We start from the raw sequence: 16,830 nt of genomic DNA, 5'->3' as shown, positions 1-16,830 counted from the left end.
CCGGGTTCCCGGTTCGCCCGTCGGCGACGGGCTCGGCGGGGTCGTGGACTACATGCGCCCGGACCAGGGCCAGTTGCTCCAGTGTGTGTTCGGTGGGGCGGTCGGCCGGTAGTGGGAGGGGTCGCCGGTGGCGAGCACAAGGGCGATCTGCCGATAGGTCTCCACATCGCTCGGCCGGGTCTCGAACGGCACCCGGTCCTCGGGCCGCCCGTGCCGAACGAGGTTCTCGTGTTGGCGACGGTGCCGTTCCCGGTCCGGACCGGGCGGCTTGATTCGCAGGGTGACGTGGTGCCAGTCATCCAGGCCCAACACCTGCGGCAGGTCCGCCGGGACGAGTCGGCGAAGCTCGGCCTCGTCGCCGAGCAGCAGGTCTCGGTGTTCCGTTTCGAGCAGCCGGAACAGATCCTCCTGAGGGATCGTCGCGGCGGCGTCCACGTGCAACTCGCGACCCCGGACGATGATCGGCACCTGCCGGTACCGCGGCGGCTCCAGCCCCTCGTCGACCGGGTCCCCGAAATCGAACAGGTCCAGGAAGTTCTCGACCCGGCGGAGGTACAGCGCCTCCCAGCTCTCGGTCGTGCCGACCAGGCAGTTTCCCAGTGCGTCCATGATGTCCACGACATTGGCCGCTCGGGCGTCGTGCCCCACGGCCTCGATGACCAGCGCCCAGCGTACGGAGTCGCTGAAGGCGCGCAGCCTGGTCGCGATCTGGTAGCTGCGCGGATTTCCCGGCTCCCGGAACCGGCCCCGCTCGGCGGCCCGGTCGAACACGGCGAGAATCTCTTCGGCCCGCAACACTCCGCGCATGGTACTCGACACCACAGGAAGCCCTCGCGTGCCTGCCGTCCGTCAGAACAGGGACGAATGGCGGCGACGGATTGGGGGGTGCGGTGATGATCGAAGAGCTGGGTGGGGCCGAGCTGCTGGAGTACCGGGAGCTGCTGCCCGCCGGTGCGCGCGGCGAGCCGGACGCGGGTCCGGTCGGCGGGGTGCGGTGTGGTCGACCGCTGTTGTACCCGATTCCGCTGGCTGCCCTGCCCGGACCGCTGCGGCACCGGGCCGAGTCGGGTGGCGACCGCTACCAGGGCGCGCTGTTCGCGTTCGACCTCGATCCGTTGCCGCGCGGGCGCCGGTACGTCTCGGCCCGGTTCGAGGTGACCCTCGCCGATCCGGAGTCGATCGCGGTACGGGTCGACGCCGACGGGGACGCGCTGGGTGTGACGTACGAGGGGGATCCTGCGGCGACTGCCGCCGCGTACACGATCGACGCGGCCCGGCAGCGGCCCGGCTGGCTGCGCCGCCTGACGGGCCGGGAGCGGGCACCGCGCGCGTGGGTGACGGGCGTGCAGAGTACGAGGTTCGGCTGGATCTACGACGATCCGGACGGCGACCTGCTGCTGCCCCGCAACTACGGCATGCACGCCGTACTCGCGGTACCGGAGGGCGCTACCCGGGTGGCCGGCACGATCGGCGTACAGGTCGAGGTTGCCGCCGGCCGCAGACGGACGATCAGCCTGCGGGAGGACCTCGGGTTCGCCGAGCCGGTGAGCCCGACCGTCCCGAGCGGCAGGGCCGCCGTCCGGTTGTGCGTGGCCGCGGATGTGGCCGGCTACAGCCGACGCGGCAACGCGGCCGCCGAGCGCGTCCAGCAGGAGATCGTCGCACTGCTGTCGCGGGTACGGCGGGCCGCCGGCATCCCGGACGGGGCGGTACGTCCCCAGCCGCAGGGCGACGGCCAGTTCACGGTGCTGCCGGTCGGCATAGACGAGTCCGTGGTCATCCCCCGGATGCTCGGTGAGCTGTACCGGGCGTTGCGCGAGCTGAACAGCGCCAACGGCGATCGGCTGCGGATGCGGGTGGCCCTGCATCGTGGGCTGCTCCTGGAGGGGGCGAACGGCTGGGTGGGCACGGCGTCGATCGCGGTGCACCGGATCCTGGACAGCCCGCCGATGCGCGCGGCGCTGACCGCGCATCCGCAGGCCGACTTCGTGCTGGGGGTGCCCGACGTGCTCTACCGCGACGTTGTCGTACCCGCGGCCGAGCCGCCCCTGCCGGACCAGTTCACCGCGATGACGGTGGATCTGCCGGACAAGGGCTTCGTCGAGCACGCCTGGCTCTACGTCGGCTAGTCGGGCCTGCCCGGCTCGGGTCGGCGCACTCGGTGACCCCGTCGGCGGGTCCGTCAGAACGAGGAGGGACCGGTGGAAGGTGGGAGATGCTCGGCAGTCTCGCGGCCGCCCGACGGCTTTGCCACACGCCCGCTACCAGGGCACAATCCCATGATGACGATCACCGAACGCGCAGGTGAGAAGCCTGTGAGCCTCTCGCCGGAGCAGCGTGAGCGGCTGCGGCGGCTGCTGGTCGACGAGCTGCGCGCCGCGATCGTCGACGGCCCTCCCGCGGTGGCACCCGGCACCGATCTGGACGAGCGCCGCCGCGCCCTGGACGGGCTGCGTCAGGGCGACGACGATCCAGCCTGCGGAGACCACGGCCCGCTCGGCGTCTCCGACGATCCGCTCGATGGTGACAACGTCGGCCCGTAGCGCGACCGACCGCCTGGTTGTCGCCGGGCGGCCTCCGCTGTCGGTCGGGTTCGCCCGGAGGGGTCACCGGTGCCCGATGATGTCCAGGACGGTGGCCACGATGCGGTCGATCGTGGCGGTGTCGGTCATCGCACCCGACAGGTCGCCCACCGGATCGGCCGTTCCGTGCGGGGCGTGGTCGAGACCGGCGATCGCCACCGACCGGCCGAAGACCGCCTGGATGACGTCGACCACGACCGCCTCCGCCGCCTCGCCGCCGGCCAGCCGGTGGTCGATGACGCGTACGGCCTCGGCGGCGAGCCGCAGCAGCTCGGCGTCGACCTGCTCGTGCGGGTTGGTGAGGAACAACTCGCGGGCCGGTTCACCGGTCCACACCGGTGCGTGCTTGTGGCCGAGCGGGCGCTCCACATAGGAGTCGTACCAGGTGGGTCGCCGGCGCATCGCGGCGAGCACGACCTCGACGTCGCGGCCGACCCGCGACGGATCGCTGAGCTGCCAGTCGCCGGTGACCGTGGCCCGCTGCTGGGCCCACGCGTCCAGCGGCCACAGGCCACTGCCGGCGGAGGTCCGTACGCCCACCCACACCAGGATCTCCACGGCGAGGGTGGTCAGCCACCGGTCGTGATCCAGCGCGACGGCCAGCCAACCGGGTACCCGTGGCCGTTGCAGTGCCCCACGCTGGCCACGCTGCCGCCGGTGGCCATCCACAGTGGCGGCGTTCAGCCGGCTGGCGATCCAGCCCTCCAGGTCCCGGACCGGTTTACGGGCGTGCGCGAGCAGGTCGTGGACAACCGCCTCGACGTCGTCGTGGAACCGGTCCAGGCACTCGTCGGCCAGCCGGTTCACCCCGAGCGCACAGACGTTGTGGCCCCGGCGCTGCTCGAACCGGCGGGTCAGCCGGGCGAAGACGACCGGCCAGGCGACCTCGTACGCCGCCGCGGTGAGCGCGGCCCGCTCGGCGTCGGCGGCGGTGGCGGCGACCTCGGCGAGACGACCCTCCTTGGTCAGCTTGCGGAGCCGGTCCGCACTCGGTGATCGTCTGGCCGACGTGACCGGCAGACCGACGGTGCTGTTGGACAGGTAGGGGTTGGCTTGTGCGCGGGCGGGGTGGCGCGCGGTGCGGAACCGGTTGGCGGCCAGGTTTCGCGACGACTCGGCGGAAACACCCACGGATGACTCCCTTCCGAGGTCCCGTGTGGAGACGGCCCGTAATGAGCGCCAGTCGATCATGCGATAGGTCCGGCGTTCAGATCTCGTCAAAAGACGGGATTCCGACCCTTCATCCGAGAACGTCAACACGATCGTCGATCTCGTGAGCCGACGGACGCGGACCGCGACAATCCGATCGGGTGAGGGCGGAGCCGCAACACACACCTTCCCACCGGTTCCTGACGGACGGCGGCCCGTCCGTCAGCGTCCCGTCCGTCAGAACACGGTGGGACACCACCGCAGGAGGGAAGGCCATGACGCGCCGAGCACTGTTGATCGGGGCCCAGACGTTCGGGCTCGCGGGGGTCGAGCACGACATCGCGGCGATGGACGAGGCGCTGAGCAGGCGGGGCATGACCGTCGAGCGCTGTGTGGGTCCGGACGCCACCCGCGACGGCATCGTCGCCGCGTACGAGAGGTTGATCGCGGACACCGGTCCCGCGGACGCGGCCCTGGTCTACTACTCCGGACACGGCGGGTACGCGTGGCCGCTGGAGGGCGAGTCGACGAAGGTCGCCCGCAACGATCGGCAGTTCATCGTGCCGACCGACTTCCGCGCCCCGACCGCCGACGACTTCCGTGGCATCACTGCCCTGGAACTGTCCGTCCTGCTCGCCCGCCTCACCGAGCGGACGAGCAACGCCACGGTCATCCTCGACTGCTGTCACTCGGGGCTGATGTCACGCAATCTCGGTGCGGCACACGTCCGGCAGATGCCGGGAGTTGTCCGGGCCGATCTCGACGCGCACCACGAACGCCGGATCCGGGCCGGGCTGCCCGTCCACCTGGTCGACCCGACGGGCAACAAGAACGCCGTACGCCTGGTCGCCTGCGCCACCGACCAGTTCGCGCACGAACTGCCCCGATCCGACGGCCCCGGCCGGTACGGGCTGCTCACCCGCTCGCTGATCCAGGCCCTGGACGAAGCGGACGGGCTCAGGGTGAGCTGGTCCCGGCTCATCATCCGGGTACGGCACCTCGTCCAACTCCACGTACCGCACCAGCGGCCGGACGTCGAGGGACCGTTCGAGCGGGTGTTGTTCGAGACCGAGAACGACGACTCGGCCGGCTGGCTGTTCGTCACCGACACCGGCGACGGGCGGGCGAGCATCGCCGGGGCGGCGCTGCTGGGGGTGCAGACCGGCGACGAGTTCGCGATCATGCCGGGGTCGGCCGCCGGGCCAGCGACCGAAGGGCGCATCGCCTTCGTACGCGTCGACGACGTCGGGCTGACGGCGGCGACCGGACGGCTGGTGTTCGACGTGCCCGGCACCACCCTGCCGGCGGACGCCCGTGCCTACCGGGTCACGGCGGTCGCGCCCCGCGTTCCGGTCCGGGTCCCCTCTGCCCTGGTGCCCGCAGTCGAGAACAGCGCGTTCGTCCGGGTCGCCGGGCCGGGCGAGGACGTACCGGTCCGGGTGGTGGAGTCGCCGGACGGTGCGCTGGTCGTGCACGACGGGATCGGGCCGCTGCACGAGCCGCGCCAGCCCGGACCCAGGACCGTCGCCCGGGTCCGGGCGGACCTCAACCGGATCGCCCGAGCCACCGTGCTGCGCGGCATCCGGGAGGAGTCGCGCAGCACCTTCAACCCGCCCGTCACCCTGGAGTGGGGACACGTGCGCGCCGGCATGCTGTACCCCTTGCCACCGGCGGGAGCCACCGTCCACGTCGGCGAGCGGGTCTACTTCCGAATCCGCAACAACGCCCGACGGCAGTTGTACGTGTCCCTGATCGAGATCGGTATGGCGTACGCCGTCTCCGTACTCAACGACCTGGATCCGGGCGGAATCCGGCTACCCGGCGGCGAGGAGTACGTCTCCGGCGGCGACGAGTGGGAGGATCAGCCCATCGGGTGGAAGGTGGACTGGCCGAAGAACCTCGACCGCGGCTCGCCGCGTCCCGAGACGGTCCTCATGCTGATCACCGCCGAGCCGCAGAACGTGAGCCCACTGCACCAGGAGGGCGTATGGGCAACCAATCGGACGGCGACGGCGCTGACCAATCTGCTCGCCCACTTCTCCGGCGGCGCCGACCGGGACCTCACCCGGCCGACGCTGTTCTGCGTACGCTCGCTCGAGCTCACCGTCGATCCGGCCGCTCGTCAGCACGAGCGATGAGAGAGGCGACCAGTTCCCGGCAGGGGCCCAGCCGACTCACCCCCGCTTGGCGTCCAGGAAGAGTCCGAGGGCCTCGACGACGAGGCGGTGGTCGTCGAGTTGGGGCAGGCCCGAGACGGTGACCGTGCCGACCGGGCCGGTGCCCCTGAGGATGATCGGGAAGCACCCGCCGTGCGCGGCGTACCGGGCCGGTTCGAGGTGGGACTGCTCCTCGAAGGTGGTGCCACGGTCACGGTAGGTCTGACCGACGAGGTACGAGCTGTGCCCGAACCGTCGTACGACCCGAATCTTGCGTTCGATCCAGTCGTCGTTGTCGGCGCAGGTGCCGGGCAGCGCGTAGTGGAAGAGCTGCTGGTCACCCAGACGGATGTCGACGGTGATGGAGTGGCCCCGCTCCCTGGCCAGCCCGACCAGGCGAGTTCCCAGGTCCCAGGCGTCGTCATGGTCAAAGCGGTCGAACTGGAGACGTTCTTCCTGCTCCTGAAGCTCCGGCGTCACGGCGTACCGCTCCCTTCCTCGACTGCCCCGCCTCACCCGCCTTGGCTCGACGCTGCCGCCACGCGGCCCCCGTCTGGCGAGAAAGGGCATTTTCAGAGAAGGATCCAGCATCGATCAGTGTCATTGTCAACGGGCCGACTCGTGACACACCGATCGAGGGGACACGCGGATGGGCACGGTGGGTGGGCACGCGGTGGTTCTCGGCGCGAGTATCGGCGGCCTGCTGGCCGCGCGTACGCTCGCCGACTTCTACGAGCACGTGACCGTGGTGGAGCGGGACGAGCTGCCGGCCGACGCCCGCGACCGTCAGGGCATCCCGCAGGGCCGGCACATGCACACGCTGCTCGAACGGGGGGCCAGGACCTTCGAGGACATGTTCCCCGGTCTGGTCGAGGAACTCGCCGCCGCCGGCGCACCCCGGGCACACCTGCTGCGCGAGGTCCGCCTGGTGCTGTCCGGACACGAACTGGCCAGGGCGGACACCGGCGCCGCCGCGATCCAGATGACCCGGCCACTGCTGGAAACCACGGTACGCACCCGGGTCGCGGCCCTGACCAACGTCAAGATCGTCGACAACCACGACGTGGTGGGTGTGCAGGCCGTCGACGGGCGGGTCGTCGGGGCGCGGATCCGGAACCGGGCCACGGACGGCGTCGAGGAGACCGTCCGGGCGGACCTCGTCGTCGACGCGATGGGCCGGGCGGGTCGGGCCGCGACCTGGCTGGCCGACCTCGGGTACGAGCCGCCCACCCAGGACCGGATCAAGATTGACATGGCCTACGTCAGCCGTTTCCTGCGGATGCCGCCCGGTGCCCTCGCCCCGGACAGGCAACTGCTCGTCGGGCCGCTGCCCGGCCGCCCGCGCGGCTTCGGTCTGGCCGAACAGGAGGGTGGCCGATGGCTGTTCACCCTGGTCGGAATGGCCGGCGACGTGCCACCGCACCTGGACGAGGAGGCGTACTTCGCCTTCGCCGAGTCGGTGTCACAGCCGGACGTGTACGCGGCGCTGCGTGCCGCCGAGCCGGTCACCGAGTTCGCCACCTTCCGGTTCCCGACCAGCATCCGTCGCCGCTACGAGCGACTTCGCCGGTTCCCGCCGGGACTGCTCGTCTTCGGCGACGCCATCTGCAGCTTCAACCCGGTGTACGGGCAGGGCATGACCGTGGCGGCACTCGAAGCGACGGCGTTGCGGGAGTGTCTGCAACACGGTGACGACGACCTGGCCCGCCGGTTCTTCCGGTCCGTCGCCAAAGTGATCGACCCGGTCTGGCAGCTCAATGCCGGCGGCGACCTGGCCCTGCCGGAGATCGAGGGTCACCGCCCGCTGGCCACCCGGCTGATCAACCGGTACGTCGCCCGGCTGCACCGGGTCGCGGTGCACGACAAGCGGGTGGCGGCCACGTTCTCCCGGGTCGCCGGACTGCTGGATCCACCGGGGGCGATCCTGGCACCCGGCATTTTGCTGCGGGTGTTCCTGGGCGGACGAAAATCGCGTTCCAGCGGTTGACGCCGCAACGTCGAAGATGCTTCCGCCACCCTCGGTTGTGACGATGTGACGGGGACTCGGCTCCCCCGCAAAAGAATCGGAGACCTCGCCCACAAGCGCGGAAAGAAGTGTGCTCCCATGACGATTGTTTCGCAGGCAAATCGCCGGATGGGTTCCTCCATCACGGGGTTCGTACTGGACCAGGCGACCGAGGCGGACTTCGCCGAGCTGGGCCGGGCCATTTACCGGGACAAGATTCTGGTGCTGAAGGACCAGCACCTGACGTCGGCCGAGTTCATCGAATTCGGCCGGGCGCTGGGCACCGTCGAGACCTATTACGAGCCGATGTACCACCACCCGGAGTACCCCGAGATTTTCGTCTCCGCCACCAAACCACCGGAGGGTCCGCAGGTCGGCGTGCCGAAGACGGGACAGTTCTGGCACGCGGACTACTCGTTCATGCCCACGCCCTTCGGCATCACGATGATCTATCCGCAACTGGTGCCGAAGAAGAACCGGGGAACGTACTTCATCGACATGGGTCGGGCGTTCCAGGAACTGCCCGACGACCTCAAGGAGGCGGCCCGCCGTACCCGGGTGGTGCACAGCCCACGGCGCTACTTCAAGATCCGGCCGAGCGACGTCTACCGTCCGATCTCCGAGTTGCAGGACGAGATCGAGCGGAAGACCCCGCCGGCCACCCATCCCACCGTCTTCATCCACCCGGTGACCGGCGAGGAGGTGCTCTACCTCAGCCAGGGCCTCGCCTGTGAACTGCTCGACGAGGACGGTCGCCGGGTCGAGGACGGGCTGCTCGATCGGCTGCTTGCGGCCAGCGGTCAGCTCGACACCACGTTCACCCACCCGAACATCCACACCCAGACCTTCTCCGAGGGTGACCTGCTCATCTGGGACAACCGCAGCCTGGTGCACCGGGCACTGCACACCACGGCACCGGAACCCGCCGTCTCGCACCGGGTCACCGTGCACGACGCGTACCCGTTCTACTCGGACCTGGCCCGGTGACCGCGGAGGCCGGGACGACCACCAGCGCTGCCAACGGCACCGCGACGGTGGGTTTCCCCGACGACCCGGCGGTCCGGGAACGGGTGCTGCGCCCCTACCGCCCGCACGCGCAGTACCTCAGGTCGGCCCGGGTACGCACCGACGGCGACCGGGTGACGGCCCTGTGCGAGTTCGGCGTCGCGGAGTCCTGGTACATCGACAGCACCGGGCACTTCAACTCGGTCGAGTTCAACATCTGCTACAACCAGGTCGCCTACTACCTCCTGGCCATGTCCGTACGGGAACACCTGCTGCCGGTGTTCGACACCTGGACCATGGCCGACTACTGGCAGCGGCAACTACCCAACGTGCTGATCACCGAACTGCGCAGCAGGTTCCGGCGTGCGATCGATCCGACCCGGTTCACCGGCGAACTCGCGTTCACCAACGCCCAGCTACGGGCCGGGCGCGAGGGCCGGACCCCGTTGCTGATCATCGACACGGAGTGCCGGTTCTGGGACGACCGGGGCGGGCGTTGCGACGGTGAGGTCAGGCTGGTGCTGACCGACCCACCCACGGGTGCGGTCGACGCATGACCACGGCGGAACCCCCCGGGTCACCACCGCCGCTGACCGGGGGCACCGCACGGACGCCCACGGACGCGACACCGGAGCGGACCGACCCACCGCCGGCCGGGACGACGGCCCCGGCGCCGGTCGACGTCGCCGGGATGCCACGGGCGCAGCGGCGGCGTGCGGTCGAGGAACTGCTGCTCGCCGAACTCCGGGAGGTCCTGCTCCTGCCCGGGGACGCGGAGGTACCGCGCCAGGTCGCCTTCTTCGATCTCGGCATGACCTCGCTGCGCGTCACCGAACTGCGCCAACGGCTGGTCCGGGGGCTCGGTCGCCGGCTGGACCTCGAAACGCTGTTCGAGCACACCACGTTCGACCGCCTGCTCGACCATCTCGCCACCGTCGCCGGTGCCACCGCCGATGCCGGCACGGGTGACACCGCCGGTGACCGGGCCTCGACCGACGTCCCGCCGCCGATGCTGGACGCCGTGTTGAAGCAGCTCTACCGCTGAAGGAGTCCCATGCCGGCCCCGTCCTCCCCGGAGCAGCCGCCGAGCGGCGACGACCTGCTCACCAGGTTGTTGCTGGAGAAGTACGAGCCGATCGCCATCGTCGGGATCGGGCTCCGGATGCCGGGCGGGAACGACACCCGGGAGTCCTTCGCGGACTTCCTCCGGGCCGGTTCCGACGGGATCGGTCCGATCCCACCCGACCGCTGGGACGTGGACGCCTACGCCACCACCGAACCGACCGCACGGGGCAAGATCCGTACTGCCGGTGGTGGCTTCCTGGACGGGGTGGACCAGTTCGACCCGGCATTCTTCGGGATCTCCCCCAAGGAGGCCGGCTACGTCGACCCGCAGCAACGGTTGGTGCTGGAGACCGCGTGGGCGGCGATCGAGGACGCCGGGCTGGACGCGGACGCGCTGCGGGGCGCCAACGGCGGGGTGTACGTGGGCATCAGCTCGGCCGACTACATGGTGGCCGCCGGTGCCCTGCCCGACGAGGCGATCGACGGCTACCTCGGTGCCGGTACGTCACACAGCGCCGCGGCCGGTCGGCTCTCGTACTTCCTCGGCTGGCAGGGTCCGTGCGCCAGCGTCGACACCGCCTGCTCCTCGTCGCTGGTCGCCCTCGACATGGCCGTACGGGACCTGCGTCAACGGCAGTGCGACATCGCGCTGGCCGGCGGGGTCAACCTGGCCATCCACCCCCAGGCGCACATCGTGACCACGCAGGCCAACATGCTGGCGCCGGACGGCCGGTGCAAGACCTTCGACGACAGCGCGGACGGGTACGCACGCAGCGAGGGCAGCGGAATGCTGGCGCTCAAGCGGCTCTCCGACGCCCGCCGGGACGGGGACCGGGTGCTGGCGCTGGTCCGGGGCTGCGCGATCCGGCAGGACGGGGAGAGCGGTGGGCTGACCGTACCGAACGGGGGCGCCCAGCAACGGGTGATGCGTGCCGCGCTGGCCAACTCCGCGCTGACCCCCGGCGACATCCAGTACGTCGAGGCGCACGGCACCGGTACGGCGGTCGGTGACCCGATCGAGGTGGCCGCCATCGCCTCCGTCTTCGCCGACTCGCACACCCGGCAGGCGCCGCTGCTGGTGGCCTCGGTCAAGACCAACATCGGCCACAGTGAACCGGCGGCCGGGGTCAGCGGTGTGATCAAGACGGTCCTCCAACTCGGCGAGGGTCGCGTCTACCCGCACCTGAACCTGCGTACCCCGTCGACCCGGATCGCCTGGGACGAGATCCCGGTGGCGGTGCCCACCCGGGCGGAACGATGGCCGGCGGCCGGCGTACGACGGGCCATGGTCAACTCCTTCGGCTTCGCCGGCACGATCGGGTCCACCGTGCTGGAGCAGGCACCCGAGTTCGCCGACGTCCGGACCGGGGACGAACCGCCCGGCACCGGCGATCCCGTCGACCCGGACGTGCACGTGTTCACGCTGTCGGCCAAGACCCGCCGGGCGCTCGGCCTCCAGGTCGAGCGGTACCAGCACCTCCTCGACCAGCGTCCGGACCTCGACCCGGCGCGGTTGTGCCACGCCGCCAACGTCAGCCGCACCCACCTGCCGGTACGGCTGGCCGGGGCGGTGTCCACCCGCGCCGACGTGACGAACCTGCTCGCCCGGCCGGCCGCCGAGCCCCGGCACCTGCGCCAGGTGGCGTTCCTGTTCAGCGGCCAGGGCAGCCAGTACCCCGGCATGGGCCGGGAACTGTACCGGCGGCACCGGAGTTTCGCCGCGACGGTCGACGAGTGCGACGGGCTCTTCGCGCCCTACCTGGACGGGCGCAGCGTCGCCGCGCTGATGTTCGGCATCGATCCGGACGCCGCAGACCTGCTCGACCAGACCCGGTACACCCAGCCTGCGCTGTTCACCCTGGAGTACGCCCTGGCCGCGATGTGGGCCTCCTGGGGCATCCGACCGGACGTGGTGCTCGGCCACAGCATCGGCGAGGTGGCCGCCGGCGCGGTCGCCGGGATCTTCGCCCTCCCGGACGCGGTACGGCTGGTCGCCACCCGGGCCCGGCTCATGCAGTCGGTCCGTACGCCGGGCGGGATGGTGGCGGTCCGCGCGCAGGCCGAGGAACTCGGCGCCCTGCTCGCCGGGCGGGTCGACCTGTCGCTGGCCGCCCGGAACGGTCCCGACCAGTGTGTCGTCTCCGGTGCGCTGGATGCCCTCGACGGGTTCGGCGCGCAGCTCGCCGACCGTGGGCTGCGGGTCAAGCGGCTGCCGGTCTCGCACGCGTTCCACTCGCCACTGATGGACGAGGTGCTCGACGAGTTCCGTACCGCCCTGGACGGGATGCGGTTCGCCGAACCGGAGATCACCCTCATCTCCAACCTCACCGGGGAGGTGGCCACCCCGGAGGCCGTACGGGACCCTGCCTACTGGGTACGCCTGATCCGCGAACCCGTGCTCTTCGCCGACGGCGTACGGGCGATCGCGGCCCGTGGTGCGCACGCCATGCTGGAGATCGGACCCGCCCGGACCCTGGTGAACACCGCCCGGACCTGTGTACCGGCGGCGGAGCACCTGTGGCTCGGCTCCCTGGAGCGCGACGACGGACAGGCCCGCGCCAGCCGCGAGACGGTGGCCGCGCTCTACACCGCCGGGTTGCCGGTCTCCTGGCCCGGCTTCCACGACGGTCGGCCCCGGCCGCACCTCACCCTGCCCGGCTACCGGTTCGACCGGCGACGGTACTGGATGCCGCCCGCCCGTTCGATCGAGTCGGGGGCCGCCGCCCACCCACTGCTCGGTACGGAGCGATCCACGGCCGAGCAATTGTCCCGGGGCGAGCGGGAGTTCGCCGCTACCGTCGGGCCGAACTCGCCCCGCTACCTCACCGACCACGTCGTCGGTGACCAGGTCGTCTTCCCCGTCGCCGGGTTCATCGAGGTGGTCGTCGCCGGGTTGGACGCGGTGCACGGCGAGGTCACCCGACCCGTACGCGACCTGCGCGTGCACGAGCCGCTGCTGCTCGGCGAGGGCGCCTGCACCCTGATCACCCGGATCCGGCCGGGTGCCGACGGGGGCGACGAGATCGAGGTGCTCAGCTCGGCCGACCAGTCCGGCCCGGAACGGCGGCACATCACCGCCACCGCCACCGCGTCCGGCGCCGTCGATACCGAACTGCTCGGTCACGGCACCCGGCTGCGCACCGAGAGCGGGTCGGTGACCGGGGCGGAACCGGAGGCGCTGGCCCGGGTCGACACCCTTTACGCCAACCTGGCCGCCAGCGGGCTGCACTACGGTCCCGAGTTCCGGCGGGTGCGGTCGCTCACCCCGTACGGCGAGGAGATCGCCGTCGCGGACCTGGCCGGACCCGGTGGGGTTCCGGCGGAACACCTGCCACCGCCGATCCTCGACTCTGCGTTGCAGACGACCCTGCTGGACTGGACGCTGCGCGCGGACAGCGCCGGGCGGGGTCCCGGCCTGCCGGTGCGACTGGGCTCCTTCCAGTTGTTCAGCCGGCCCCGGGGCCGACGGTTGCGCAGCGTCGTCCGGCTGGTGCCGACCGATCCCGCCTCGGGGATCGACGCCGTCGCCACCGTCGTGCTCAGCGAGGGCGACCGGGTCGTCTGCGTACTGCACGACCTGGAGTTCCGACGGATCAACCAGACGAGCACCGCCCGACGCCGGCTGTTCCACCGGGCGTCCTGGGTCGAGCGGCCCCTGCCGGCGACCGGTGTCGAGCCGCCGCACGCCGTCCTGGTGCACGCCCGGACCACGCCGGCGGGCCACACCGGAACCGGAGACACCGGTACGCGGATCAGCTTCGCCGACGATCTCACCGGGTTGCCCGACCTGCTCGCCCAGCGCCCGAGTGACGTGTTCTGGTGCTGGCGGCCGGACGACGCCGACACCCCGGCCGGGTTGGCGCAGCAGTGCCGGCGCCAGTACACCCGGCTGCTGGACCTCGTCCGCCTGCTCGAACAGCACGGGTTCGGACCGGACCAACGGTTGTGGCTGGTCACCAGCGGCGGGCAGTGGCTACCCGGTGACGACCCCGGTGACGAGCGGCGCCTGACCTCGGCCACGGTGTGGGGGTTCGGCGCGGTCCTCGCCAACGAGTACCCGAACTACCGGGTCACCCTGCTCGACCTGCCACCCGGAACGGCACCCGCTCCGGAGGTGCTGCTCGCCGAGAGCCGGGCCGGCGAGCCGGAGGAGTTGCAGGTCGCGTACCGGGACGGGCGGCGGTACACCCGCCGGATCGAGGCGCACGAGCCCGATGCACGGCAGGTCGATGCGCCGGTCGTGGACCCGGACCACACGTACCTGGTCACCGGCGGGATGGGCGGCCTGGGCCTGGCTGCCGCCCGTACCCTGGTCGAGCTGGGCGCCCGGCACCTGGCCCTGGTCGGCCGGCGCGTGCCGGACCCGGCCGTGTTGGCCGGGATCCGCACGGACCTGGGGCCACAGGTGTCGGTCCGGGCCTACGCCGCCGACATCGCCCGGCCCGACGACGTCGAGACCCTGTTCAAGGCGCTGCCCGAGGACGGCCCCCCGCTCGGCGGCCTGGTGCACGCCGCCGGTGTGCTCGCCGACCGGCCGGTCACCGCCCTGCGCTGGGAGGACTTCGAGACGGTCTTCCAGGCCAAGGTGTACGGAAGCTGGCTGCTGCACCAGGCCACCGCGAAACTGCCGGGGCTGCGTTTCTTCGTCGGGTACTCGTCCAGTTCGAGCGTCTTCGGGCAGGCCGGACAGGCGAACTACGCCGCCGGGAACGCCTTCCTGGACGCGCTCATGCACTCGCGGGTCGCGCAGGGACTGCCCGGCGTCGCCGTCGACTGGGGACCGTGGACGGACATCGGCATGGCCGCCGGGCTGAGCGAGCAGCGGCGCGCCTCCTTCACCCAGCAGGGCATCGGCTTCATCCAGCCCGCCGACGGCCACCGTGCGCTCGCCACCCTGCTGACCGGGCCGACGCCGGCGCAGGTGATCGTCGGCGAGTCGGACTGGACGACGTTCGCCGCCACCAGGCCGCTGCCCAACGCGCTCTACGAACTGGTCGCCCGGCGGGCGGCGCACACCGTACGCACGGTCGACACCGAGGCGCTGCGGGTCCTGCCCGCCGCCGAACGTACCGCGCTCCTGGTCGAGTTGGTCCGGGACACGGTCGCCGAGGTCCTGCACTACGACACCAGCGACGAGATCCCGCTCGACACCCGCTTCACCAACCTGGGCCTGGACTCGCTGGCCGCGGTCGAGGTGAAGAACAAACTGGAGTCGGCGCTGCGCATCCCGCTGCCGGTGTCGGTGACCCTGGACCACCCGGCGGCCGACCTGCTCGCCGTGTTCCTCGCCGGGACCGTCGCCGACGACCCGACCATCGACGCCACGGCCGGTGTCCCATCCGATACGAACCTCGACGACGCCGACGCGCAGCTTGCCGCGCTGAAGGAACTGGGCGCGTGAAGGCGTACATCGAGTCGCTGGAGGCGCTCACCAGGAGCCAGTTGATCCTGCTCCTGGCGCGGCAGCGGCAGGCCGAGACCGAGGGCCTCGCGGTGGTCGGGGCGAGTTGCCGGCTGCCCGGCGGGATCACCGACCCGGACGGGTTCTGGGCGGTGGTGCGCGAGGGTCGGGCGGTGGCCACGGAGTCGGTCGGGGTGCCGGTGGACAGCCTCGGCCGGCCCCGGTGGAACCTGACCGCCGCCGATGTCGCGCCCCACGCCGACCTGCTGCGCAGCGGCGCCTACCTGGACAGCATCGACCTGTTCGACGCCGCCGGCTCCGGCGTGCCCGAGCAGGAGGCGCGCTACCTGGACCCGCAGCACCGGCTGCTGCTGACCGAGACCGGGCGCGCCGTCGCCGACGCCGGGCTCGGTGACCTGCGTACCCGCCGGGTCGGGGTGTTCATCGCGGTCAGCCCGTCCGAGTACGGCGTGGCCGGGGTCCGCAACGGCGTACCCGACGGCGAACTCTCCGGCTGGATGAGTTCCGGTGTCGCCCCGAGCGCGGCGGCCGGACGGATCGCGCTCGCCCTCGGAGTGAACGGTCCGGCGCTCACCGTCGACACCGCCTGCTCGTCCGCGCTGGCCGCCCTGCACCTGGCCGGGGTCTCGCTGCGGCGCGACGAGTGCGACGTGGCGGTCGTCGGCGCCGCCCACCTGGTGCTCTCCCCGTTCACCACCGCGGTCTCGGCCCGGGCGGGGATGCTGTCGGCCACCGGTCACTGCCGTCCCTTCACCTCCCGCGCCGACGGCTATGTCCGGGGCGAGGGCGGCGTGGTCCTGGTCCTGGTCCGGGAGCGGGACGCGCACGCCGGGAATCTGGCGCCGTACGCGCTGGTCCGGGGCAGCGCGCTGGGTCAGCATGGCGGGCGGGCGATGCTGGTCGGCTCGTCCGCGACCGGTCAGCATTGCGCGATCCGGGACTGCCTCGGCGGGGCCGGGGTGGCGCCGGCCGAGGTCGGTTACGTCGAGGCGCACGGGAGTTCCGACCCGATCGCCGACGCCGTCGAGCTGGACGCGCTGGCCACCGCCTACGGCCGGCAACGATCGGACGCCCCGCCCCTGCTGGTCGGGTCCGGGAAGGCCAACATCGGCTACCTGGAAACGGCTGCCGGCGGCACCGGGCTGCTGCGGGCCATCCTCGCCCTGCACCACGACACCGTGCCCGGCCAGCCGGACTTCGTCGACCCGTCGCCGCGGATCCCGTGGTCACGGCTGGCGGTCAGCGTGCCGACCACCAGCACGTCCTGGCCGGGGGCGGGGCGCAGGCTCGCCGGGGTCAACGCGTACGGGTTCACCGGCACCAGCGCACACGTGCTCCTCGAAGCCTCGGCGCGAACACGACCCGACCGCCCCGCTCCACCGTCCGCCCCGGGTCAGCGGCACTGGCTGGACTCGTACACCTGGCACTGACCGTCCGGAAAGGTAT

General features: G+C 71.7%; 12 protein-coding genes. 9 read left to right on the top strand and 3 right to left on the bottom strand.

Going from position 1 to position 16,830, the window contains the following annotated elements; translation table 11 throughout:
- Positions 1-48: 48 nt before the first annotated feature.
- Complete coding sequence (locus tag ACWEFB_RS06605) at positions 49-798, bottom strand: DUF7003 family protein (RefSeq protein ID WP_452282897.1); 750 nt, start codon at positions 796-798, stop codon at positions 49-51.
- A gap of 95 nt (positions 799-893) precedes the next feature.
- On the opposite strand from ACWEFB_RS06605, the gene ACWEFB_RS06600 reads away from it, so the two are divergent.
- Complete coding sequence (locus tag ACWEFB_RS06600) at positions 894-2,129, top strand: hypothetical protein (RefSeq protein WP_452282895.1); 1,236 nt, start codon at positions 894-896, stop codon at positions 2,127-2,129.
- 153 nt (positions 2,130-2,282) lie between these two features.
- Positions 2,283-2,543, top strand: coding sequence for a hypothetical protein (locus ACWEFB_RS06595; RefSeq protein ID WP_452282893.1), 261 nt, complete (start codon positions 2,283-2,285; stop codon positions 2,541-2,543).
- Positions 2,544-2,606: 63 nt separating this feature from the next.
- Here ACWEFB_RS06595 and ACWEFB_RS06590 read toward each other — a convergent pair whose 3' ends face one another.
- On the bottom strand, positions 2,607-3,713 hold the full coding sequence (locus tag ACWEFB_RS06590) for a hypothetical protein (RefSeq protein WP_326559974.1): 1,107 nt from the start codon (positions 3,711-3,713) through the stop codon (positions 2,607-2,609).
- A 293-nt stretch (positions 3,714-4,006) separates the two neighbouring features.
- Here ACWEFB_RS06590 and ACWEFB_RS06585 point away from each other — a divergent pair, with 293 nt between their 5' ends.
- Positions 4,007-5,869, top strand: a complete 1,863-nt coding sequence (locus ACWEFB_RS06585; RefSeq protein WP_452282892.1) for a caspase family protein — start codon at positions 4,007-4,009, stop codon at positions 5,867-5,869.
- Positions 5,870-5,905: 36 nt separating this feature from the next.
- Here ACWEFB_RS06585 and ACWEFB_RS06580 read toward each other — a convergent pair whose 3' ends face one another.
- Positions 5,906-6,367, bottom strand: a complete 462-nt coding sequence (locus ACWEFB_RS06580; RefSeq protein ID WP_452282891.1) for a heme-degrading domain-containing protein — start codon at positions 6,365-6,367, stop codon at positions 5,906-5,908.
- Positions 6,368-6,536: 169 nt separating this feature from the next.
- On the opposite strand from ACWEFB_RS06580, the gene ACWEFB_RS06575 reads away from it, so the two are divergent.
- From ACWEFB_RS06575 to ACWEFB_RS06550, 6 genes are all read left to right on the top strand, one after another.
- Positions 6,537-7,874, top strand: a complete 1,338-nt coding sequence (locus tag ACWEFB_RS06575) for an FAD-dependent oxidoreductase (RefSeq protein WP_452282889.1) — start codon at positions 6,537-6,539, stop codon at positions 7,872-7,874.
- A 117-nt stretch (positions 7,875-7,991) separates the two neighbouring features.
- Positions 7,992-8,879: a (3R)-3-[(carboxymethyl)amino]fatty acid oxygenase/decarboxylase gene (gene scoE / locus ACWEFB_RS06570; RefSeq protein WP_452282887.1), complete on the top strand. Its 888-nt coding sequence runs from the start codon at positions 7,992-7,994 to the stop codon at positions 8,877-8,879.
- Positions 8,876-9,454, top strand: coding sequence for an FcoT family thioesterase (locus tag ACWEFB_RS06565; RefSeq protein WP_452282885.1), 579 nt, complete (start codon positions 8,876-8,878; stop codon positions 9,452-9,454). The genes scoE and ACWEFB_RS06565 overlap by 4 nt, the downstream gene beginning before the upstream one ends.
- Complete coding sequence (locus ACWEFB_RS06560; protein ID WP_452282883.1) at positions 9,451-9,942, top strand: acyl carrier protein; 492 nt, start codon at positions 9,451-9,453, stop codon at positions 9,940-9,942. The genes ACWEFB_RS06565 and ACWEFB_RS06560 overlap by 4 nt, the downstream gene beginning before the upstream one ends.
- A 9-nt stretch (positions 9,943-9,951) precedes the next feature.
- On the top strand, positions 9,952-15,363 hold the full coding sequence (locus ACWEFB_RS06555; protein ID WP_452282881.1) for a type I polyketide synthase: 5,412 nt from the start codon (positions 9,952-9,954) through the stop codon (positions 15,361-15,363).
- Complete coding sequence (locus ACWEFB_RS06550) at positions 15,360-16,814, top strand: beta-ketoacyl [acyl carrier protein] synthase domain-containing protein (protein ID WP_452282879.1); 1,455 nt, start codon at positions 15,360-15,362, stop codon at positions 16,812-16,814. Before ACWEFB_RS06555 ends, ACWEFB_RS06550 begins: the two co-directional genes overlap by 4 nt.
- The last annotated feature ends 16 nt before the right edge of the window (positions 16,815-16,830 follow it).

This window comes from Micromonospora sp. NPDC004704, from assembly GCF_053601675.1.
The sequence above is the reverse complement of the archived record's forward strand: the minus strand, read 5'-3'. Positions and strand labels throughout refer to the sequence as shown.

Coding starts and splice junctions, on each gene's coding strand:
- ACWEFB_RS06600 (WP_452282895.1), top strand. CDS start 894: ATGATCGAAGAGCTGGGTGGGGCCGAGCTGCTGGAGTACCGGGAGCTG.
- ACWEFB_RS06560 (WP_452282883.1), top strand. CDS start 9,451: ATGACCACGGCGGAACCCCCCGGGTCACCACCGCCGCTGACCGGGGGC.
- ACWEFB_RS06585 (WP_452282892.1), top strand. CDS start 4,007: ATGACGCGCCGAGCACTGTTGATCGGGGCCCAGACGTTCGGGCTCGCG.
- ACWEFB_RS06555 (WP_452282881.1), top strand. CDS start 9,952: ATGCCGGCCCCGTCCTCCCCGGAGCAGCCGCCGAGCGGCGACGACCTG.
- ACWEFB_RS06595 (WP_452282893.1), top strand. CDS start 2,283: ATGACGATCACCGAACGCGCAGGTGAGAAGCCTGTGAGCCTCTCGCCG.
- scoE (WP_452282887.1), top strand. CDS start 7,992: ATGACGATTGTTTCGCAGGCAAATCGCCGGATGGGTTCCTCCATCACG.
- ACWEFB_RS06575 (WP_452282889.1), top strand. CDS start 6,537: ATGGGCACGGTGGGTGGGCACGCGGTGGTTCTCGGCGCGAGTATCGGC.